This is a genomic window from Blastococcus sp. Marseille-P5729, assembly GCF_900292035.1.
Classification (GTDB): Bacteria; Actinomycetota; Actinomycetes; order Mycobacteriales; family Antricoccaceae; genus Cumulibacter.
Map to the genome: position 1 here is coordinate 1 of NZ_OMPO01000005.1, position 21,159 is coordinate 21,159.

General features: G+C 67.7%; 21 protein-coding genes and 1 pseudogene. 9 read left to right on the forward strand and 13 right to left on the reverse strand.

The features are described from left to right. Nucleotides 1-365: 365 nt before the first annotated feature. Nucleotides 366-1,802 carry a CCA tRNA nucleotidyltransferase gene (locus tag DAA40_RS15785; protein WP_106850728.1) on the forward strand — a complete coding sequence of 479 codons (1,437 nt, stop codon included), beginning with the start codon at nucleotides 366-368 and terminating at the stop codon, nucleotides 1,800-1,802. A gap of 33 nt (nucleotides 1,803-1,835) precedes the next feature. Here DAA40_RS15785 and DAA40_RS15790 read toward each other — a convergent pair whose 3' ends face one another. After that, nucleotides 1,836-3,173, reverse strand: coding sequence for an MFS transporter (locus tag DAA40_RS15790; RefSeq protein ID WP_106850729.1), 1,338 nt, complete (start codon nucleotides 3,171-3,173; stop codon nucleotides 1,836-1,838). Nucleotides 3,174-3,303: 130 nt separating this feature from the next. Between DAA40_RS15790 and DAA40_RS15795 the strand changes: the two genes are divergently transcribed. Continuing rightward, nucleotides 3,304-3,921: a YqgE/AlgH family protein gene (locus DAA40_RS15795; protein ID WP_106850730.1), complete on the forward strand. Its 618-nt coding sequence runs from the start codon at nucleotides 3,304-3,306 to the stop codon at nucleotides 3,919-3,921. A gap of 141 nt (nucleotides 3,922-4,062) precedes the next feature. Then, nucleotides 4,063-4,671, forward strand: a complete 609-nt coding sequence (locus tag DAA40_RS15800; RefSeq protein WP_106850731.1) for a hypothetical protein — start codon at nucleotides 4,063-4,065, stop codon at nucleotides 4,669-4,671. Nucleotides 4,672-4,865: 194 nt separating this feature from the next. On the opposite strand, the gene DAA40_RS15805 is transcribed toward DAA40_RS15800, so the two are convergent. The 4 genes from DAA40_RS15805 to DAA40_RS15820 all read right to left on the reverse strand — a co-directional run bounded on the left by DAA40_RS15805 (nucleotide 4,866) and on the right by DAA40_RS15820 (nucleotide 9,660). Then, nucleotides 4,866-5,027: a methionine/alanine import family NSS transporter small subunit gene (locus DAA40_RS15805; RefSeq protein WP_106850732.1), complete on the reverse strand. Its 162-nt coding sequence runs from the start codon at nucleotides 5,025-5,027 to the stop codon at nucleotides 4,866-4,868. Beyond that, nucleotides 5,024-6,622, reverse strand: a complete 1,599-nt coding sequence (locus DAA40_RS15810; protein WP_199849853.1) for a sodium-dependent transporter — start codon at nucleotides 6,620-6,622, stop codon at nucleotides 5,024-5,026. The genes DAA40_RS15805 and DAA40_RS15810 overlap by 4 nt, the downstream gene beginning before the upstream one ends. A gap of 196 nt (nucleotides 6,623-6,818) precedes the next feature. Continuing rightward, nucleotides 6,819-9,122 carry a molybdopterin-dependent oxidoreductase gene (locus DAA40_RS15815; RefSeq protein ID WP_106850734.1) on the reverse strand — a complete coding sequence of 768 codons (2,304 nt, stop codon included), beginning with the start codon at nucleotides 9,120-9,122 and terminating at the stop codon, nucleotides 6,819-6,821. 37 nt (nucleotides 9,123-9,159) lie between these two features. After that, nucleotides 9,160-9,660, reverse strand: a complete 501-nt coding sequence (locus DAA40_RS15820) for a CinA family protein (RefSeq protein WP_106850735.1) — start codon at nucleotides 9,658-9,660, stop codon at nucleotides 9,160-9,162. Nucleotides 9,661-9,812: 152 nt separating this feature from the next. Here DAA40_RS15820 and DAA40_RS15825 point away from each other — a divergent pair, with 152 nt between their 5' ends. Continuing rightward, nucleotides 9,813-10,145, forward strand: a complete 333-nt coding sequence (locus DAA40_RS15825) for a plasmid stabilization protein (RefSeq protein ID WP_106850736.1) — start codon at nucleotides 9,813-9,815, stop codon at nucleotides 10,143-10,145. A gap of 136 nt (nucleotides 10,146-10,281) precedes the next feature. Here DAA40_RS15825 and DAA40_RS15830 read toward each other — a convergent pair whose 3' ends face one another. The 4 genes and pseudogenes from DAA40_RS15830 to DAA40_RS15845 form a co-directional block, all read right to left on the reverse strand. Beyond that, entirely contained in the window at nucleotides 10,282-10,878 is a 597-nt protein-coding gene (locus DAA40_RS15830) for a response regulator transcription factor (RefSeq protein WP_234356431.1), read from the reverse strand. A gap of 422 nt (nucleotides 10,879-11,300) precedes the next feature. Continuing rightward, a pseudogene (locus tag DAA40_RS17095) lies at nucleotides 11,301-11,897 on the reverse strand (sensor histidine kinase); the annotation flags it as partial. Nucleotides 11,898-12,189: 292 nt separating this feature from the next. After that, nucleotides 12,190-13,122: an ABC transporter permease gene (locus DAA40_RS15840; RefSeq protein ID WP_106850739.1), complete on the reverse strand. Its 933-nt coding sequence runs from the start codon at nucleotides 13,120-13,122 to the stop codon at nucleotides 12,190-12,192. After that, nucleotides 13,122-14,033 (reverse strand): ABC transporter ATP-binding protein, encoded by a 912-nt coding sequence (locus DAA40_RS15845; protein ID WP_106850740.1) that lies wholly within the window; start codon nucleotides 14,031-14,033, stop codon nucleotides 13,122-13,124. The genes DAA40_RS15840 and DAA40_RS15845 overlap by 1 nt, the downstream gene beginning before the upstream one ends. A gap of 302 nt (nucleotides 14,034-14,335) precedes the next feature. On the opposite strand from DAA40_RS15845, the gene DAA40_RS15850 reads away from it, so the two are divergent. The 3 genes from DAA40_RS15850 to DAA40_RS15860 all read left to right on the forward strand — a co-directional run bounded on the left by DAA40_RS15850 (nucleotide 14,336) and on the right by DAA40_RS15860 (nucleotide 17,182). After that, nucleotides 14,336-15,055: a PaaI family thioesterase gene (locus DAA40_RS15850; protein ID WP_199849854.1), complete on the forward strand. Its 720-nt coding sequence runs from the start codon at nucleotides 14,336-14,338 to the stop codon at nucleotides 15,053-15,055. A gap of 199 nt (nucleotides 15,056-15,254) precedes the next feature. Continuing rightward, nucleotides 15,255-16,232 (forward strand): GDP-mannose 4,6-dehydratase, encoded by a 978-nt coding sequence (locus tag DAA40_RS15855; RefSeq protein ID WP_106850741.1) that lies wholly within the window; start codon nucleotides 15,255-15,257, stop codon nucleotides 16,230-16,232. A 5-nt stretch (nucleotides 16,233-16,237) separates the two neighbouring features. Beyond that, complete coding sequence (locus DAA40_RS15860) at nucleotides 16,238-17,182, forward strand: GDP-mannose 4,6-dehydratase (protein ID WP_199849855.1); 945 nt, start codon at nucleotides 16,238-16,240, stop codon at nucleotides 17,180-17,182. A 102-nt stretch (nucleotides 17,183-17,284) separates the two neighbouring features. On the opposite strand, the gene DAA40_RS15865 is transcribed toward DAA40_RS15860, so the two are convergent. Continuing rightward, on the reverse strand, nucleotides 17,285-17,599 hold the full coding sequence (locus DAA40_RS15865) for a hypothetical protein (protein ID WP_106850743.1): 315 nt from the start codon (nucleotides 17,597-17,599) through the stop codon (nucleotides 17,285-17,287). 54 nt (nucleotides 17,600-17,653) lie between these two features. Next, nucleotides 17,654-18,298 (reverse strand): GNAT family N-acetyltransferase, encoded by a 645-nt coding sequence (locus tag DAA40_RS15870; protein ID WP_199849856.1) that lies wholly within the window; start codon nucleotides 18,296-18,298, stop codon nucleotides 17,654-17,656. A 140-nt stretch (nucleotides 18,299-18,438) separates the two neighbouring features. Between DAA40_RS15870 and DAA40_RS15875 the strand changes: the two genes are divergently transcribed. Continuing rightward, on the forward strand, nucleotides 18,439-18,816 hold the full coding sequence (locus DAA40_RS15875; RefSeq protein ID WP_158716482.1) for a hypothetical protein: 378 nt from the start codon (nucleotides 18,439-18,441) through the stop codon (nucleotides 18,814-18,816). 157 nt (nucleotides 18,817-18,973) lie between these two features. Next, a complete protein-coding gene (locus tag DAA40_RS15880; RefSeq protein ID WP_106850746.1) occupies nucleotides 18,974-19,330 on the forward strand; it encodes a hypothetical protein in 357 nt (118 codons plus the stop codon). Between the two features lie 9 nt (nucleotides 19,331-19,339). Here DAA40_RS15880 and DAA40_RS15885 read toward each other — a convergent pair whose 3' ends face one another. Together DAA40_RS15885 and metA are read right to left on the reverse strand one after the other, a co-directional pair. Then, nucleotides 19,340-20,146 (reverse strand): SDR family NAD(P)-dependent oxidoreductase, encoded by an 807-nt coding sequence (locus DAA40_RS15885; RefSeq protein WP_106850747.1) that lies wholly within the window; start codon nucleotides 20,144-20,146, stop codon nucleotides 19,340-19,342. Nucleotides 20,147-20,231: 85 nt separating this feature from the next. After that, complete coding sequence (metA, locus tag DAA40_RS15890; protein ID WP_106850769.1) at nucleotides 20,232-21,158, reverse strand: homoserine O-succinyltransferase; 927 nt, start codon at nucleotides 21,156-21,158, stop codon at nucleotides 20,232-20,234. Nucleotide 21,159: the final 1 nt, after the last annotated feature.

Genomic DNA, 21,159 nt, shown 5'->3' on the forward strand with positions numbered 1-21,159 from the left:
GGTCCCGGCGATGGGCGATCACGTCGACGGGGCTGGGTCGCCGCTTAGGCAATTCTGACGCACGGCCCTGCTCATCCGACGGATCGGCAGGACCAGCTGCCTGATCCGGGGGAAGCGAGTGAGCCATGTTCCTACGTTAACCAAGTCAAGTTTGGTTTGCGCTACACGCGAGTAATTCGCCGCGCGCGTTCACTCCGCCCGACGCCGGGGCCGAGCCGGCTGTCGCGTGGGCCGGCCCGGCTCGATTCGCCGCGCCGGTCGGTCCGTCTTGCCCATGACATCCGCCGCCGCGGACGGCGGGCCCAGGATCCGGTGCGGGCCTCGCGTCGACAAGGGTCGGTGGCCGGTCGGTAGTCTCGATCGCGATGAACACCCCTGAGCCCGCCGCCCAGCTCGCGGCCGTCCTGCAGCCGGTCCTCGGTCCGCTCATCGACCGTTTCGGCGACGCGGGGCACGAGCTGGCGCTGGTTGGCGGCCCTGTGCGCGACGCGCTGCGCGGCACCCTGGACCTGCGACGCTCGACCGACCTCGACATGACGACCTCCGCGCGACCCGAGCAGGTGCTGGAGCTGATCGACGGGTACGCCGAGGCGGTGTGGACCACGGGCATCGAGTTCGGCACGGTTGCGCTGACGCACCACGGCTTTCAGATCGAGATCACCACCTACCGCGCCGACCGGTACGACCGGGTCTCCCGCAACCCGGAGGTGGTCTTCGGCGAATCAATCACCGACGACCTCGCCCGGCGCGACTTCACCGTCAACGCGATGGCGATCTCGTTGATCGACGGCGCCTTCTACGACCCGTACGGCGGGATCCGAGACCTCGAGGCCGGGGTGCTCCGGACGCCGTCCGCCCCGGAGGAGTCTTTCGCCGACGATCCGTTGCGGATCTTCCGGCTGGTGCGCTTCATCGCCCAGCTCGGCTTCACCGCCGACCCGGCGACCGCGGCCGCCGCCATGGCGATGAGCGGCGAGCTGGCGCGCATCACGCCCGAACGGCTGCAGGGCGAGCTGTCCCGTATGTTGCTGACGCCCCGGCCCCGGCCCGGGCTGGAGGCGATGGTGGAGCTCGGCATCGCGGACGTCGTCCTGCCCGAGCTCGCGGCGCTGCGCATGGAGATCGACGAGCACCACCAGCACAAGGACGTCTACGCACATTCATTGACGGTCCTCGATCAGGCGATCGACCTCGAGCCGCGGCTCGGGCTGGATGGCCCCGACCTCGTCACCCGGCTCGCGGCGTTGCTGCACGACATCGGCAAGCCCCCGACCCGGCGCCATGAGGACGGCGGCGGCGTCAGCTTCCACCACCACGAGGTGGTCGGCGCCAAGATGGTGCGCAAGCGGCTGCGCGCGCTGCGCTACTCCAAGCAGGTCGTCGAAGACGTCGCCCAGCTCACCTTTCTGCACCTGCGCTTCCACGGCTTCTCCGAGGGCAACTGGACCGATTCGGCGGTGCGCCGCTATGTCACCGACGCAGGCGACCTGCTCTCGCGGCTGCACGTCCTCGTGCGGTCGGACTGCACGACCCGCAACCGACGCCGAGCCGCGCGTCTCTCGGCGGCGTACGACGAGCTCGAGGCGCGTATCGCGGACATCCAGGCAGCCGAGGACCTGCGCGCCGTCCGCCCCGACATCGACGGCAACGAGATCATGCGGATCCTTGACGTGCCGGCCGGCCCGGTGGTCGGTCGGGCGTGGAAGCACCTCAAGGAGCTGCGCCTGGACCGGGGCCCGCTCTCCCACGACGAGGCGGTCGCCGAGCTGAAGGCGTGGGCGGCCCGCGAGGGCATCAACTAGCCGGTATGACGCGACGGCGTCACGTCACACCGGCTAGCGCGGTACCTCGTGCTTGCGGGCGATGACCCGGTACAGGAGCGCGACGAGCAGGTAGCAGGCGGCGATCGAGACGAAGAACCACGTGCTGCGCCCGTTCTCGGGCAGCGTGTACGCGCCGAGGACCACGCCCAGCACGAACGCCACGTTGAAGGTCGTGTCGTACACGGCGAAGGTGCGTCCCTGGAAGGACTCGTCGATGGTCTCCTGGGCGATTGTGTCGGCGCAGACCTTGACGGCCTGTCCGGCGAACCCCAGGCAGAACGAGGCCACGATCATCGACCAGGAGCGGTCCACCAGCAGGATCAGACCAGCTGCGGTGCCGAGGGTGCTGTACGCGCCGACGATCCACGCGTTCTTGCCGATCGCCCGCGCGACTGCCGGAGTGATGGCGGCGGCCAGCAGTGCGCCCACGCCGCCGGCCGCGAGCGCGATGCCGATGCCGGCGATGTCGTGCGGGATCAGACCGGCCTCGGTGACATGGTTCTTGAACTGCAGCAGTAGCGAGACGCCGACGGCGCCGAAGATGAACCGATGCGCCGCGATGGAGGTCAGGACGCCGGCCACCTCGGGGTGCGCCAGGATGTGCCGGGCGCCGTCCCGGACGCCGCGCAGCACGTCGACCACTCGTTGCGCGGACTGGCGGGTGGCGTGGTCCGGCCCGAGCATGGTGGGGGCGAAGCGGCTCATCAGCCAGGCCGCGAGCAGCGTGCCGAGCACGCTCGTGGCCGCGACCACGGCGTACCCGTGGTTGCTCTTGCCGGCTGCGTTGAGCAGGCCGATGGCGCATCCCCCGCCAATCAACGAGGAGATCGTGCCGCTGGTGGTGGTGAAGGCGTTCGAGGTGACCAGCGTGTTGCGAGGAACGACGTGCGGCAGGCCCGCTGACAGCCCGGACAGGAAGAACCGGCTCAATGACAAGCTCAGCAGCGCGAGCACGAAGAACCCGAGTCCCTGGTAGCCCTGCCAAATGACCACACAGGTCAGCACGGTGATCAGTGCCCGCAGCATCATGGCGACGGTCATCAGGTGGCGCCGGCTGTAGCGGTCGAGCAGGACGCCGACGAACGGTCCGATCAGCGAGTAGGGCAGCAGCATCACCGCGAAGCCCGCCGCCATGTCCGTCGGGCTCGCGGCGTGCTGCGGGTTGAACAGGACGGTGCCGGCGAGGCTCGCCTGGAAGCACCCATCGGCCCACTGCGCGGCGATTCTCGCGCCGTACAACCGGCGGAATGCCGGCAGCCTGATGATCGCCTTGACGGCATGTGACCCGCGCATCGCCTCGAGGTGTGGGTGCGCGTGAGCGCGTACCTCGTCATGCTGCAATCCGGTCACACGCTCAAGACTACGACCCTGCCTCGGGTGATGAACGGTGGTCCGTGTCTGCGGACGCCGCGGCGTCGCAGCCCGAGGGGATGCGCCGGGCGGGAGACATCGGTGCCGGCCTGGGAGACAATAGGAGGCGATGCAGCGCGACGGGGTACAGGACTGGCTGGACGGCCGCGGCTCGGATGAGCTCCGCCGTCCGGAGGTGGGTGCGCTGCTGCTCGCGATGCCGGCGCTGGGCGACCCCACCTTCGATCGAACGGTGGTGCTGATCGTGGGGGACTACGACGAGGGCTACCAGGGAGTCATCCTCTCCGAGCCGACCCGCGACGACGTCCGGGTGGCTCTTCCGCGCTGGTGGCGATCGGCGATGCCGCCGCGCAAGCTGCACCGCGGTGGGCCGTGCGACTACGACCTGGTGCTCTGCCTCGCGGTGGGCCGTCCGGGGCTGGACGTCGAGGGGCTGGTCGAGGTCAAGCGCTACCGCCACCAGTCGCTCTACCGGGTGGAGGGGGAGGTGGATCCCGACGCGATCCTGTCGGCGGTGTCCGGCGTCCGGTTGTTCCAGGGCTACTCCGGCTGGTCACCGGGTCAGCTCGAGCTCGAGATCGACGAGGGCGCGTGGCTGGTCGTGCCGAGCCACGCCGACGACGCGGTGTCGCCGACGTCCGCGACCCTGTGGCGCGGAGTGCTGGCGCGTCAGCAGGGCGACGCCGCGTTCCTGCGCAGCTGCCCCGACAACCCTGCCCGCAACTAGCCTCGATCGGCCGCGCGAGCCGTCGGACGGCGCGCCATCGTCAAGTCCGCTGTGGAGCCCTATGCTCAGGTGGAACCCGGTTCGCAGCCTCCGCGTCAGCGACTGCGTTCCCTGAGAAGACTCTTGCCGCCGGAGGCCGCCATGCGCCGAATCGTCATCGCCGGAGTGCTGAGCACCGGACTGCTGCTGGCCGGATGCTCGTCCGGCCCGGTCGAGCCAACCGCGGAGAACATCGAGACCTTCTGCGCCGAGTACGACGAGTACTTCAACGACTCGAACGTCGAGAACCAGGAGCAGTGGCTGAAGGACCTTCTGGAGATGGCGCCGGAAGGCGTCTACGAGCACGTCGAGGCGCGGATCGAGGCGAAGGAGGCCGACGACGACGACGAGGAGGCCGCGAAGAAGGGCACCCAGGCCAACGACGCGATCAACAGCTGGCGCGACGAGAACTGTGCGGGCGGCAGCGGGATCAGCTCGTCAGCTGGGCCGGCCGAGCCGTCCGGTCCGGCAGACGAGGCGACCGTCGCGTGGTGCAATGCCTGGGCCGAGTACTACTACAAAAAGGACTCGCCGGAGGCCGAGAGCCTGCTGCAACCTGCCGTCGACCTTGCTCCTGACGGCGTCAAGGAGTGGGTCGAGAAGTACCAGGCCGCCCTCGGGTTCGAGGGCGACTACCAGAAGTACGCCGACTCGGTGATCCGGTACTGGCACAAGGCCTGTCCCGGCGGGGACCAGTACGACGGCGGCTGAACGGGCCCCATCCACCGCAGACGCAGGCGGGTGGCGGCCGGACGCGAGTCGCGTGGTGATGACCAATCACGCCGAGGTGTCGATGCCGGGCGTGTCGACGTGCATGGTGAACCGCGGTGCGATTCAATGGGTCTTGCCGGTGTGGTGGCTTGGGGAAGAAGCCACCACACCGGCTTTCCACATTCAGAGGCAGGTCACTCGTGGCGGTGGTCGTCCTGCGCGTACTCGTCCGGGTCGATCGCCGCGGGTCCGGCGACGACCTCCGGGCGGGCCCGCAGGTAGGCGATGCTGGCGACGAGCCCACCCCACACGAGCAGGATCGACACGACGAGCATGGTGATGGCCGGTCCGGTCACTTGATCTCTCCGTTCGTCGATCCGTCCGCGGACTGGGGAGGTCCGGCGAGCGCGGTCTTCACGTCGTCGTGGCGCAGCTGCGGCCACGGCGTGAAGCGCTCGGTGCTGTTGCGCCACGGCAGTGCGGTGAGCACGAACGCCGCGATCACCGTGAACGCGATGGTGCCCCACCCGAAGACGACGAGGTACCAGGTCGGCAGCTGCTCGTACCCGTCGCTGATGAGGGTGATGATGCGCTCGATGAGCATGTACGACAGGTAGATCGGGGCCAGGACGCCGAGCAGCAGGATCCAGATCCTGCCGACCTTGAAGGTCGAGACGGAGTTGAGGTGGAAGCGCAGCTCGTCGCCCTTGCGGATGATCCAGATGACGATGATGGCCATCAGGATCGCCGAGGTCACGACGCCGATGTTGTTCGCCCACTGGTCGACCGTGTCGAGGGCGAGCAGACCGGACGTCGTGGAGAACAGCGCGACCGAGATGGTGCCGCAGACGGCCGCGACGCCGACTGCCGCGGCGCGACGCGAGACGCCGAGCTTCTCTTGCAGCGACGCCGAGACGCCCAGCAGGATCGAGATGAGCGATGTGAACCCGGCGATCACCAGAGCGCCGAAGAACACCGCGCCCCACAGGCTGCCAGCGGGCATCTGCGCCAGAACGGCCGGGAAGGTGACGAATGAGAGAATCGGGCCGGTGAGGCCTTCGAGCTCCCCGACGCCGACGCCTCGCTCGAAGGCCAGGAAGCCGAGGGTCGAGAAGACCGCGATGCCGGCGAGGATCTCGAACGACGAGTTCGCGAAGGCCACCACCAGACCGGAGGAGGTCATGTTGGCCTTGCGCTTCTGGTAGGAGGCGTACGTGATCATGATGCCGAAGGCGATCGACAGCGAGAAGAAGATCTGGCTGTACGCCGCGATCCAGACATCCGGATCGCTCAGCGCCTCCCAGTCGGGGGTGAACAGCTCGTTGAGGCCGTCAGTCGCGCCGGGCAGGGTCAGCGCGCGAATCACCAGCGCGATGAAGGCGACCAGCAGCAGCGGAATGCCGATGACGTTGACCCGCTGCACACCGCCGGCCACGCCGAGGCCCAGGATGACGAGCACCGCGACCCAGACGAGCACGAGTGGGATGGCTACGCCTGCCACGATGCTGGTGGAGATCTCCGGCTCGCCGACCTGCAGGTACTCGCCGAGGAAGAAGCCCTTGGGATCGTCGGCGTACTCCATGTCGAAGGAGAACACGAAGTAGCTCATCGACCAGGCGATCACGGCCGCGTAGTACACCGCAATGACGAACGACAGCATGATCTGGAACCAACCCAGCGGCTCGGTCCACTTCTTCATACGTCGAAAGGCCAGCGGTGCCGCGCCGCGGAACCGGTGGCCGATCGCGTAGTCCAGGAACAGGATCGGGATGCCGGCGGTGAGCAGCGCGATCAGGTACGGGACGAGGAAAGCGCCGCCGCCACCCTCGTAGGCGACCCCGGGGAACCGCCAGATGTTGCCCAGACCGACGGCCGAGCCGATCGCGGCGAGGATGAAGCCGGTCTGGTGGCTCCACTGCTCGCGCTCGGTGGACTGCACTTTGGTGGCCACGAGTCCTCGCTCCTTGTGTGGTCGGCGTGAAACAACAAATCGCCTCACCATGCCACAACGCGATGTACTGGGACGTCGTCCGTTACCCGAAGGTAACCACCCCGTTAGCCGCCCGACGTCCCAACGAACCCACGACCTTCGACCAGCGCGCACCCGTCACGGTCGTCACTGAGTCGTCTCTGCGGGCCTGCGACCGTCATCGACGGTCGGGTAGTTCCTCGGCGATCTTGGGTGGCGACCAGACAGTGACCGGTGGCGGCGTCCCGTCGTACTTCGCGACCTCTACCTGAACGTGCTGGCCGACGTTGCCGCGGCTGAGCTTCGAGACCGGGATGTCCTTGACCAGCACGTTCGGGTTGCCGTGGATGCAGTTGCCGTCCTCGTCGGGGTCGTACCACGCGCCGGTGGAGAGCTGGACGACGCCGGGCATCAGATCCTCCGAGAGGACGGCGCCCGCGAGGCAGAAACCGCGCGGGCTGGAGACCTTTACGACGTCGCCGTCGGCGATCCCGCGCGCCGCCGCGTCGTCCGGGTGCAGCCGGATCGGCTCGCGCCCAGCCACCTTGGTCGACGCGGAGTAGCCGCCCGGGTCGAGCTGGCTGTGCAGTCGAGCCTTGGGCTGGTTGGCGATCAGCGCCAGCGGGTAGTCGGCACGGTTGGCCCAGTCGTCCGGCGCCCGCCACGTGGGCGTGCCGGGGCAGTCGTCGTACCCGAAGTCCTCGATCTCGTCGCTTTGCAGGTGGATCTTCTTGCTCGGCGTCCGCAACGGGTTCGCCGACGGGTCCTCGCGGAACTCGCTGTGCATCACGCGGTCCGGGTCGGACTTCGGGATCTCGATAGGCTCGCCGTCCTCCCAGAAGGTCTCCCACGGTGGGAGGGAGTAGCCGCGGGATGCGTACTTCGTGGCGAACTTGTCGTACATCCATTCAAGCCATTCGATGACCGGCTTGCCCTCGGAGAACGCCTCGTCGCAGCCCAGACGCTGCGCCAGCTGCTGAAGGATCCAGTAGTCGTCGCGGGCCTCGCCGTACGGCGGGACCAGCTGCTTCATCGGGACCAGCATGCTCTCGGTGATCGCCGCGCCCATGTCGTCGCGCTCGATTGACAGCGTCGCAGGCAGCACGATGTCGGCGTGCCGGGCGGTCGCGGTCCAGACGGAGTCCTGGACGACGAACGTATCGACGCGACCGAATGCCTCCCGCAGCCGCTTGAGGTCCGGGTGCGCGTGGAAGGGGTTGCCGCCGGCCCAGTAGACGAGCTTGATGTCGGGGTAGCGCAAGATCCGCCCGTCGTAGGTGTATTCGTCGCCGGGGTGCAGCATCATGTCGGCGATCCGGCTCACCGGGATGTACGTGCGCACCGGGTTGTGGCCCTTGCTGAAGGTCGGCAGCCCGAGCGCCATCTCCTCATGCCCCACTCGGTTGGTCGAGGCGTAGCCGTGCCCGAACCCGCCGCCGGGCAGCCCGATCTGGCCGAGCAGGGCGGCCACGCAGACGCCCAGCCACAGGGTCTGCTCGCCGTACTGCTGGCGCTGCATCGACCACGACATCGTCAGGAAGGTCCGCTTGGTGGCCATCTCCCGGGCGAGCTCGCGGATCGCGTCGGCTTCGATGCCGCACTGCTCGGCGGCCCACTCCGGCGTCCGGCCCTCGAGCGACTGCGCGAACAGGTCGAACCCGACGGTGTAGTTCCCGATAAATTCCTTGTCGTATAGATCTGCTTCGATAAGTTCGTGGGCGATCGCCTGCAGCAGGGCGCCGTCGGATGCCGGGCGTACCGGTATCCAACGCCCCTCGACGGGGAGGTCGTCGCGCAGCGGCGAGATGCTGACCAGCTCTGCGCCGTGCGAGCGAGCCTGCTCCAGCCAGTAGACGAGGTCGTGGTGGATGGCGCCGCCGTTGGCGATGGCGGAGTTCTTGCGCGCCAGGCCGCCGATGGCGACGATCAGCTCGGCGTTCTCGGCGATCGACTTCCAGGTAGTCGCCTTGGTCTCCCACTGCGCCTCGGTCGCGATGACGTGAGACAGGAACGGCGCCGAGGCGCCGAAGCTGTAGTTGTTGATGTGCCCGACGTACCCGCCGGCGGCAGACAGAAAGCGCTTGACCTGGGACTGGGCGTGGTGAAACCGGCCGGCGCTCGACCAGCCGTAGGAGCCGCCGTAGATCGACTCCGGTCCGGGGCCGTCGTACAGCCGGCGCAGCTCGCCGGCGACCAGGTCGAGCGCCTCGTCCCAGCTCACTGGGACGAACTCGTCCCGACCGCGACCCGGGCCGCAGTGCTGGGAGGCGTGCGGGCCACTCGTCGGTCCGGGGCCGCGCTCGAGCCAGCCGCGGCGCACGTAGGGGCGATCGATGCGCGTCGGGTGGTCCTGCATCGCGACGATGTTCTCGACGATGCGGTGCGGGTCCGGGTCACCGGCGTACGGCGTGACCTTGGTGATCCGGCCGTTCTCGACCTCGGCCTCGTAGGTTCCCCAGTGCGACAGATGCAAGGTGCCCATGTGCCGAGGGTAGTGACCTGGCAGTGGCTTTGCGACGCTAGGCGTCGTCCGCCCCCGCGCTCTGCTTCTCGAGGAGCCGGAGCATCATCTCCAGCGCGAGAGTGACCGACTGCTGGACCACCTCCGACGGTGGCCCAGACAGCTGAACCCGCTGCACCTGGCTGTCGGCGTCGCAATCCGCGGCCAGATAGACCGTGCCGGGGGCCTGGCCGTCCTGCGGGTCCGGGCCGCCGGCACCTGAGAGCGCCACGGCGACGTCCGCGCCCAGCATGGACCGAACACCGGCGGCCATTGCCGTGGCGGCCTCCGCACAGACCACCGGTCCCTCCGGGACGCCGAGCACCTCGTGCTTGACGCGCCTGCTGTAGGCCACGACGCCGCCCACGAACCAGTCTGAGGAGTCGGACGCCGCGCCTAGGGCGCTGGAAAAGCCCCCGCTCGTGAGCGACTCCGCGGCGGCGACGGTCAGTCCTGATTCGCCCGCGAGCGTGGCGATGCGCTCCGCGAGCCCAGAGTTGCGGGACTCGGCTGTTGTCATCTCGCTGCCCTCCTCCGAAATTCCTGGATCAATCAGACATGCCCTGGATCTGGGCCGATCAACCAGCAGGCGCCGTCGGTTGCGACCGCGTGCGTGGGGTATGACAGAGGACAACGTCCGCACCGACGAGCCCCGAAGGAGAGGCGATCGAGATGCCACGATCTGGGTGGAGCGACAAGCGCGAACGACAGTACGACCACATCAAGGACGGTTTGCTCGAGCGGGGCGAGGACGAGGACACCGCCGAGGAGATCGCCGCCCGCACCGTGAACAAGGAGCGAGCGCGCGCCGGCGAGTCCGACGAGGCGAGCAAGCAGTCGTTGGAGGACATCTCGTCCGGACGCCGGGGCGGCTTGCGGTCGCACAAGGGCGCGGGCGGGCGCACCCGCGATCAGCTCTACGCCGAGGCGAAGGCCAAGAACATCGAAGGCCGCTCGAAGATGAACAAGGCCCAGCTCGAGAAGGCCGTTGACGAGAAGGACTGAGCGCCCGCCGCGCTCGTGTGGACCCTGTACCGAGCCGGAATCGGATTCGGTTGAAGGTTCCTGGCGGACGGGTCACCGAGCTCCGGCAACCGAACGCCCTTCAGTCGGGTGTTGGACCCCGGGCATCGGCGCGGGTTCAGATCCAGCCGTAGCGCCGAGCGGTGGCGACTGCCTCGTGGCGGTTGGCGGCATCCAGCTTGAGCATCGCCGACGAGAGGTAGTTGCGGACCGTGCCCGCCGACAGTGATGCCTTGGCAGCGATCTCGTCGATGCCCGTGCCATCGGCGGCCAGCTCGAGGACGTCGCACTCGCGGGCGGTCAGTGGGCAGTCGCCTGCCTGCATCGCCTCGGCGGCCAGGTCGGGATCGATGTACCGGCTGCCGGACGCGACCGAGCGGACGGCGCTGGCAAGCGCCGGGGCCGAGACCGTCTTCGGGACGAATCCTCGCACGCCGGCCTCCAGGGCACGTTTCAGATAACCGGGCCGGCCGTGTGAGGTGACGATCATGACGGCGAGGTCGGGCTGGCTGCGGAGAAGTGCCGACGCGGTCTCGATGCCATCCATACCTGGCATCTGCAGATCGAGCAGGGCGACGTCCGGCTCGTGACGCGCGGCCTCGGCGAGCGCCTGTTCGCCGGAAGATGCGACCGCGGCGACCTCGATGTCGCCCTCGAAGCCCAGCAGGGCCGCGAATGCGTCCCGAATGAGCCGTTCGTCGTCCGCGATGACCACACGGATGCCGGCCAGGTCACGTGCCTGATCTGTCCCTCATGTCCTTTCATCGCCGGGTGCCGTTCGATGGTCGCGATGAGCTCGACCTCGCCCGGGCGCGGGCGCTCGATGCGCACCGAACCGCCGCTGGCTGCGAGACGAGCGCGCAGCCCGTCGATGCCGTTGCCGCTCTGCGTTGTCGGCGCTACGGCTGGTCGGGCACCATCGTTCCAGACCCGCACGCGACTCTGGCCGTGATCCTGGCTGAGCTCGATCAAGCACCGGTGGGCGTCGCTGTGCCGGATGACGTTGGTGACCGCCTCGCGAACCACCCATGCGAGCTCGTTGACGTCGGTGGCCGAACCGGCGATAGTGCACTTGATGCCCGCGGAGGCCAGTAGTGAACGGGCACCGGCGAGCTCGGCATCCAGGTCGGAGTCGCGATATCCGCGGACGACGGCCCGCATCTCGGTGAGGGACTCGTCGGCCAGCGCGCGGACGGCGTCCACCTCTGCGCCGGCCGCCTCGGGGTTGCGCGCGAGCTGAGCGCGGGCGACCTGGCTCTTGAGCGCGATGGCCGACAGGTTGTGCCCGAGGGTGTCGTGCAGGTCGCGGGCGAACCGCAGCCGCTCCTCGGCTACGGCGAGCTGGGACTCGATCTCGCGGGCGTGGTCGATCCGGCGCATGAGCTGTAGCATCCCGATGGAGGCACGCATGGCGACCGCGGCCGAGACGTAGAAGGCGAACGCGCCGAGCACACCGAAGGTCATCTCCTGGCCGTTCCCGTCGCTGTTGAGCAGGTACGTCGTCGCGGCGGCGGCCGCAGCGCCGATCACCACGACGTAACGGAACGGGATCGTGGCGGTCGTACAGCCCACGGCGAAGGCCACGGCGGTCAGCACGATCCAGCCCTCGTCGCTCAGGCCTTCTGGATCGATCGGCTTTTCCGACGTCGCGATGATGACGACGCCGGCACAACCGAGCAGGATGAGGGCGGTGACGACCGGGCTGAGGTGCATGCCGGCACGTTCGCTGCTCATCAGCTGACGTGACGCGAGCAGACATCCGAGGGTGAGTGCCGCGACGGAGAGCCAAAACCCAGCCTGGACGAGTGGCCGGCCCTCGTGCAGATCGCCCGCCCACCCGAGGATCCCGAAGGGGACCACCGCGACGAGTGCGTACAGCGACCAGCGGGTGTAGGCGTCGAACTTCTCGAGGTTGCTCAGATGGGACCACCGCCGTACCACTGCTGATCACCTCCTCGCCGTACGCGATGTGGTCGTTGGCGCACGCGAGACGTGCGCCAACGACCGGTTGTGTGCGTGATTGAGCCTAGCGGCGCGGCTCCCAGCGGAAGCGCTTGCCGAGGTAGTAGGCGCCGATCGCCGTCCAGGCGACGAGGATGCCGGCTGGCTGCAGCATCGCCGTCCAGGTGTCGGACACCGCGAGCTGCTCACCGTCCACCCCGGTGCCGGCGACGCCGATGTTGAGCAGGTCCACGATCGCGGCACCGGGTGTGTAGTGCGCGATGCGGGCCAGGACGTCGGGGAGGAGGTGCAGCGGGAAGAACATCCCGGAGAGGCCGAGCGAGATCATCAGGACTGGGAGGGTGGTGATCTGGGCGGTCTCCGCGGTGCGGGTGAAGCCGGTCGAGATCAGCGCCAGACCGCCGAACGCGAGGGTTCCGAGCACGATCGCCACGATCACCGGGACGACGTTGACCAGGCCGGGTGCGTGGCCCAGCACTATCAGGGCGACCAGGACGACGATGACCTGCAGGAACGCGAGGACGACGCTCGGCACCGACGCGGCGGCGATGATGCCGGCGTCGCTGGTCGGACCGGTCCGCATCCGCTTGAGCACGTAGGACTCGCGGCGGGCTACGAAGGTCGTCACGAGGTTGTAGTAGACGACGTACCCGATCGCGAGGATCACGCCCGCGATCAGGACGGCGTTGCCGATCCCGGTGTTCGCGCCATCGAACCCGTTTACTGCTGCGAGCGTGCCGAGCAGGAGCAGCGGCACGATCATGACGTTGGTGATCGCGGTCTTGTTGCGCAGCAGCATCCGCATCTCGCCGGCCGCCAGCGACATGGTGCGTGCCAGCATCGACTTCTTCGGCTTCTCGGCAATGGTTGCGGTCGTCATGCCAGTCCCTTCGAGTGCGTTCGCGTGGTTGTCGATTTGGTCCCGGTGGTCGTCGAGCGAGGAGTGTCGCGCAGCGACCGACGACGCCGAGACGTCGTGAGCAGCCTTTGGATTCATCACGCCTCCTCGTGGTGCTTGCCCGCGATCGCGAGGAATGCCTCCTCAACGGACGCCTCACGGGCGTGCAGATCATCGAGGGTGATCCGCTCACGCTCGGCCCAGACCATGAGAGTCGTCAGATCGCGCTGGAGCTGGCGGGTCTGGGTGGTGGTGCGGTCGCCGTCCTGCGCGGCGCTGCCGGTGATCGTCGGCAGCCGGCGGGCGTCGACCCCGCGGAGGGTGATGGTCGCCGGGTAGGCCTGCGCGATCTCCGCCGCGGTGCCTTCGGTGACGATCTCGCCCTGGTGCATGATGGCGAGTCGGTCGGCTAGCTCTTCGGCCTCGTCGAGGTAGTGGGTGGTCAGGACGACGGCGCATCCGTCGGCCTTGAGGCGGCGTACGAGTTCCCAGGTGGTGCGGCGGCTCTGCGGATCGAGGCCGGTGGTCGGCTCGTCGAGGAACAGCGCCTTCGGATTGCCCATGAGAGCGAGCGCGAGGTCGACTCGGCGCCGCTCGCCGCCGGACAGTGACGCGACGCGGACGTCGCTGCGGTCGGTGAGCTCGACCATCGCGATCGCGTCGTCGACCGGGCGGGGATCATCGAGGGTGCCGGCCCACATCGTGGCGGTCTCGCGCACTGTTAGATCGTCGGGGAGTCCGCCCTGCTGCAGCATGATGCCCATGTGTGGGCGGACTCGGGTGCGCTCAGTGTAGGGATCAAGGCCAAGTACTGCGACCGAGCCGGCGGCCGGAGGTGCGATGCCTTCGGCGACCTCGAGCGCGGAGGTCTTGCCGGCGCCGTTGGTGCCCAGGAGAGCGAACAGCTCGCCAGCGTGGACGGCGAAGGAGACGCCCTTGACGGCCTCGAAACCGTCCTTGCCGCCGTACCGCCGCTTGAGGTCGGTGACTTCGATGACTGGAGTGCTCATGACCCCATCTTCACCGGGGAAATCAGCCCCGGTTAGTCCCAAATGTCACAGGTGTGGAGTAGCAGCCGGTCGTGGGGTGCTGCCTCATGGAATCGCGAGCGAACAGCGATCGCTACCCGGCTCGGCCGCACAAGTCTCGTCTTGACGAGTCGCCGCCGGAAACGGTCCCACCTCGATTCGAAACGAGTATCCGTTGAGCACACCCGCCGCCGTGCAAGCCGGATTTCCTGCGAGCCCCGCCAGAAGTGTGACGAGCGCGCTACGCGCGTCCTCGCGGATTCTTGAGGGTGAATGATGGTGGGGTGAGTGATGGATTTCTGCCTGTCGCGGGCGAGGTACGCGACCCGGAGACGCTTCGCGAGAAGGAGCGAGCCTACGAAGACCTGGCGGACGCCGTCCGCGAACTGCTCGACGCCACGATTCGCACCAAGGTCGATCCTGCCGATGTCGACGACCTGACCGCGCAGGTCCGCGACATCAGCGCAAAGCTGCTCGTGAACGCGCACGAAGGCCCGCTCGGGCTGCGGGTCAGCAGTGACGGGCGCTGGCGTGATCCGGGAAACCCGGCGGTCGGGCGGCGCAACGCCTTCGCCCCGCCGCTGAAGATGCACCGCGACCGTGCGGCCAAGCGGGTCTCCTGCACGTTCAACCTGGGAGCGGCGTACGAAGGCCCGCCCAAGCACGTACACGGCGGGATGCTCGCGATGATCATGGACCAGGTCCTCGGTTCGGTGCCTCCGCTGATCGGCAAGCCCGGGATGACCGCCTACCTGACGCTGACCTACCGTAGGCCCTCGCCGCTGCAGCACAACCTGACTGCGGAAGGCTGGGTCGATCGCACCGACGGATGGAAGACGACCGTCAAGGGTCACGTGCTGGACGCCGACGGCCAGGTCACCGTCGAGGCCGAAGGGCTTTTCATCGTCCCGAAGATGGCGCGGGAGCTGTTGAGCGCACCGATGAGCGACGCCGGAGAGTTCGAACTATTCAGTCAGCCAGTAGGCGACTCCCCACGGCGTTAGCGAGGTGTCCGCGAACGAGAAATGCCCCACTTCACCCGCCCAACCACAGTCGCCCTCCTCCGTCGAACGGGCGATGTCCTAGTCGACACGATCCGCGGTTACCGGTGAGATCCTGCTCATCCGGCCATCGCACACACTCCGTACAGGCTTCGATGGGCTATCTGATGGTCGTTTCTCTGCGACGATAAAGGGGGAGTGCGTGAGACGAGCGCTCATTACCGGCATCACTGGTCAGGACGGCCTTTACCTCTCCGAGCTGCTGCTCGAGAAGGGGTACGAGGTCCACGGCCTGCTCCGCGGCCAGAACAACCCCAAGCGCAGCATCGTCCGCCGCGAGGTACCCGACGTCCAGCTGCACACGGGTGACCTGACGGACGTGCCGAGCCTGCTGCGCGCGCTCAATGCCAGCCAACCCGACGAGGTCTACAACCTCGGTGCCGTGTCTTTCGTGAAGTACTCCTGGGACAACGCCCGCATCACCAGCGAGGTGACCGGGCTCGGCGTGCTGAACATCCTGGACGCGATCCGCATCTACGCCGGTGATGACCTGGGCAAGGTGCGCTTCTACCAGGCATCGAGCTCGGAGATGTTCGGCAAGGTCCACGAGACTCCGCAGAAGGAGACCACCCTTCTCTGGCCGCGCTCGCCGTACGGCGTGGCGAAGGTCTACGGCCATTACATGACCATTAACTACCGCGAGTCCTACGGCATGCATGCCTCATCCGGGATCCTCTTCAACCATGAGTCTCCGCGTCGTGGGCCGGAGTTCGTCACCCGCAAGGTGACTATGGGGGTCGCCCGGATCAAGACAGGATTACAGGATCGCCTGGTCATGGGCAACCTGGATGCCAGCCGGGACTGGGGCTTTGCCGGAGACTATGTCGAAGCCATGTGGCGGATGCTGCAGCAGGACACAGCCGACGACTACGTCGTCGCCACCGGTGAGACCCACACGATCCGCGAGCTGCTCGAGGTCGCGTTCGAGACGGCTGGCCTGGGGGATTGGCAGCGGTACGTCGACCAGGATCGGGAGCACATGCGTCCTGCGGAGGTCGACATCCTCGTTGGCGACGCCAGCAAGGCTCGTGAGGCGCTCGGCTGGGAGCCGACGGTGGATTTCCGCGGCCTGATCGAGATGATGGTCGAGTCGGACCTTCGAGCCGTCGCCAAGGGATGAGTCACATGCCACGGGCACTGGTGACCGGGGTGCACGGTCAGGACGGTTACTACCTGACCGAGCGCCTTCTCAGCGAGGGCTGGGAGGTGCACGGGCTGGCCCGGGACGAAGACGCGCACCTCGAGATCGACGATCGGGTCGTCCTGCACCGTGGCGATCTCGCCGACCGGCCGGCGCTCGCAGCGCTCATCGAAACCGTCGAGCCCGATCATGTCTACAACCTCGGGGGCATCTCCTCGGTCGCCTACTCGTGGGAGCACCCGGTGTTGACGGCTGAGGTCAGCGGCCTGGCCCCCATCGCACTCATGTCGGCGGCGCTCGACCTACAGGGCCGCACCGGCAGGGATGTCCGCTTCGTGCAGGCATCCAGTGCGGAGCTCTTCGGCGAGCCGGCCACCAGCCCGCAGGACGAGTCGACCCCTATCGCCCCGCTATCGCCGTACGGCGCCGCCAAGGCAATGGCACACCATGCGTGCAGAGTCTTCCGCCAGCATGGGCTGCATGCCAGCTCGGCGATCCTCTACAACCACGAGTCGCCCCGGCGTCCGGAGTCGTTCGTGACCCGCAAGATCACCAGCGGGGTCGCTGCGATTGCCCGTGGCGAGAGCGACGAGCTCGTGCTGGGCAATCTCGACGCGCGACGCGACTGGGGCTGGGCCCCCGACTACGTCGATGCCATGCTCCGTGCGGCAGCCCACGACGAGGCGATGGACGTCGTGATCGGCACCGGCCGTTCCTACAGCGTGCGCGACTTCGTGGCGGCCGCCTTTGAGGCCGCCGGCATCATGGATTGGGAGCGGCACGTGCGGGTCGATCCGCGATTCGTCCGGCCGAGGGATGCTACCGAGCTCCGTGCCGATGCCACCCGCGCCAGAGCAGAGTTGGGGTGGAGGCCGACCGTCGAGTTCGCGGAGGTCGTCTCCCGTATGGTGGCCGAGGACCTGAGATGAAGCTCGCGCTAGCCCACGACTGCCACCAAGCGCGATCGTGCCGAGCGTTCCGACTGCACCGGACCCGGTCGTGGCCATTCATCGTGGTTCGCCCGTAGCCGCCTACTGCGGGTTCTCGAGCTCCTGGATGCGACCAGGCAGCTGCGCCAGCAGCGCACGGTCGTCGTCGTACCCGTCGGCGCCGGCGTCGTTGAACGAGTCGTGGACGTCCGTCAGGTAGTTGACTGCCTCGGCGATCGCCACCCGCTGCTCGAGGTTGTAGGCGCCCCAGTTCTCCAGATATGGGCGGACGTCGGCGTGCATGCCGAGCACCTCGTACTTGTCGAAAGAGGAGTCCTTCGCTGCGCGGCGCTCGACCGCCTCGGTGTGCTCCTGCAGGCGCTGCCACAGCTCATCTGGGGTCGACAGGTCAGACATGGCTCATAGCCTACGGCCGGGGGCACCCGCGTCCGTCCTGCGGTCTGGCGACCGCTATTCGCCGATGGACTCGAGGCGATCCACGAGGCGAGGACGCGCGGCCAGCCAGTCGTCATCGGTCATGCAGAACTGGACCGTGTCGCGCCACGTGCCGTCCGGACGGATCCGGTGCTTGCGAAGGACGCCTTCACGCGCCGCGCCGAGCTTCAGCACCGCCGCCAGTGAGCGCTCGTTGTAGATGTCGACGTGCCAGACGACGCGCGCCGCGCCCAGGTCGTCGAACGCGCGCCGCAGCAGGAGCAGCTTGGCCTCGGGGTTGATCCCGCTGGACCAGAACGGCTTGGCGATCCAGGTCCATCCGATCGCCAGCGTCCGCAGCGCCGGGTCGATGTCGTAATACGTCGTGAGCCCGACCAGACGACCCGAGTCGTTGTCTATCTGCGTGAAGCACACCGACTTTCTGGCCTGCTGCCGTTCCAGATGGTCGGCGACTACCTGATGCGCCTGCTCGGGTGTGGTCGGCCGGGGCACCGGCATCCAGCGCCAGAGCTCGGACGCCGTCCGCTCATCGCCGAGTGCTCCCAGCCACTCGTCGGCGTCCGGCTGCTGCAGCGGACGCAACGTGACGTGCTCGCCGGCAAGGGGCGGTTGATCGAACCATCGGTCCGGTTCCGGCGCGGGTGTGGCGGGGACGGCCATGGCGACCTCCTTTGGCGGTGATGCAGAAACCATAGTGGTGCGGGTCATGCGGGGCGTTCGAGCTCGGAGGAACGGTACGGCACCGCGCGCCGTCGTATGTCGGTCATCGACATGATCACTGCCAAGAGTGATCCTCATGCATGGGAGCCCCACCTATGAAGAACCTCGCCGTACGCCGTACCCTCGGCGCCGGATTCATCGGTCTCGCCACCTTCGCCCTCGCAGCCTGCGGGGGAAAGCCTAGCGAGGGCGAGATCAACGACAAGCTCATGGACATGTACAGCAGCGTCGGGCTGCCCGAGGAGCAGGCAAAGCAGGTTGCCGATTGCGCGGCACCCAAGATGGAGGACGAGCTGTCCTCCGACACCCTCGACAAGTTCATGGACCTCGACACCAAGGACATCGTTGGTAACGACGTCCCGGATATCTCCAGCGAGGACGAGGAGAAGCTCGACGAGATCTTCAACGAGTGCGGCGAGGCGGTCACGGGAGAGACCGGCGGCTCTGCGCCGTCCTAATTCCTGGCTTCTCGACGCGCCGGTGCCCATCGGGTACCGGCGCGTCGCCGTTCGTGCCGTTCGGCCGGACGGTGTGGCCGGGCGGTGTGGCCGGGCGGTGTAGGCCGCTGCGCCATGGGGTATGACTGGGGTCAACGATCTCGTGAGGAGCTGTCAAATGACCGCGATCATCCGTAAGAGTCTCGCCGGCCTCGTCGCGGCCGGCGCCGTGTTCAGCATGTCGGCGTGCGGCACGAGTACCGATGACATCGAGGACACGCTCAAAAGTGCCTTCGAGGAGGCCGGTCTGGCCGATGACAAGGCCGAAGCCGTCGCCGAGTGCATGGCGCCCGAGCTCGATGATCGGCTGTCGGACGACGACAAGGACGCGCTGGTCGACATGGACACCGATCTGTTGGCGGAAGGCCGAGGCGACGATCTGAGCGACGAGGGCGTTGACGTGTTGACCGAGGTCGGCGCGAAATGCTTCGAGGAAGAGAACGTCGACTTCGGCGGCGGCACCAGCGGCAACTAGCGCCAGGGGTTAGTTCGGCGGCTCGAAGCGCCCGTCGATCGCCGTCCACCCGCCATCGACGTACAGCACCGACCCGGTGACGAACGTTGATGCGTCGCTGGCCAGGTAGATCGCGGCCCCGACCATCTCGTGCGGGGCAGCCCACCGGCCGAGCGCGGACTTGTGTGCGTAGGCATCGTTCCACGACGGCACATCGCGGATCTGCTGGGTCAGCGGCGTCGTCACCACCCCTGGGGCGATCGCGTTGCAGCGCACCTTCCGGGGCCCGAGCTCGGCGGCCGCCGTCCGCAGGATCTGCACCATCCCGGCCTTCGTCGCGGCGTACGCTGCCTGCCCCGGCTCGACGGCCACCGCACGGATTGACGAGAACCCGATGATCGACCCGCCCCCGGGTCGCTGTGCCATCGCGGCGCCGAAGCAGCGCACGAGGTGGAAGGTCGCCTTCAGGTTCAGGTCGAGGACCCGGTCGAGTTCCTCCGCGGTGTAGTCGACGATGCGCTTGCGGACATTGGTTGCCGCGGTGAATACCAGGGCGTCGAGGTCCGGGTGCGTGGAGGCGGCGTCCTCGATCTGCGCGGTGTCCAGGACGTCGAGCTCGACCGCCTCCCCGAGCCCATGCAGCTCACGTACCGTCTGCTCCGCAGCCGTGAGGTCGCGGTCGGCGACCACGACCTGTGCATTGTGCTCGGCCAGGCCTCGCGCGACCTCACGGCCGATGCCCGAGCCACCGCCGACCACCATCGTGCGCTTGCCGGTCAGGTCGAACAGCCCGGCGTACGACGCGGGCGCCGCCGTCGGATCCTCGCTCGAGAACATGAAAACCTCCACCTTCGGTACGTTTCGACTCGCTATATCGAGTCATAACCCACCGCAGGTTGCAAGGGCGGGCGTGCGCGGTGGGCTATTGCTCCCGGGTTATCGTGCTCGGGTCGAACGGCGTCTCCTGGTAGACGCAGTAGTTCAGCCAGTTCGCGTAGAGCAGCGAGCCGTGGCCGCGCCAGCGGATCACCGGCTGCTTGGCCGGGTCGTCGTCCGGGAAGTAGTGTTTCGGCGGCTCGATCTGCATGCCCGCATCGATGTCGCGGCGGTACTCGCGCTCAAGGGTGTCGCGGTCGTACTCCGGGTGCCCCATGACGAAGATCTGTCGTCCGTCAGGGGTCGCGAATAGGAACGGGCCGGCTTCTTCACTGACGGCGAGCACGTCGATCTTGCCGGTCGCCTCGACGTCCTCGACCCGGACGTCGGTATGCCGCGAGTGCGGCGCCGCGAACCGTTCGTCGAACCCGGCAACCAGCTTCGCTGTCGGCTTGAGCACCTGGTGGTCGAAGACGCCGAAGGTCTTCGCGGGCAGCTCGAACTTGTCGACGCCGTACTGGTGGTAGAGCGCGGCCTGCGCGCCCCAACAGATGTGCAGGGTGGAGTAGACGTGCTCGCGGCTCCAGTCGAGGATCTTGACCATCTCGGGCCAGTAGTCGACGTCCTCGAATTGAAGTTTCTCGATGGGTGCGCCGGTGATGATCAACCCGTCGAAGTAGTCCTGCTGGATGTCGTCCCAGGTTGCATAGAAGGCACGCAGGTGCTCCGGCGGAGTGTTGCGCGACTCGTGGCTGGCCATGTGCAGCAGGGTGACCTCGACCTGCAGCGGGGTGCTGCCGAGCATCCGCAGCAACTGGGTCTCGGTCGCGATCTTCAGCGGCATCAGGTTCAGGATCGCGATCCTCAACGGCCTGATGTCCTGATGGCTCGCCCGCTCGTCGGACATCACGAAGATGTTCTCCGCCTCGAGCACGGCGCGCGCGGGGAGATCATGCGGGATGTTTACAGGCATG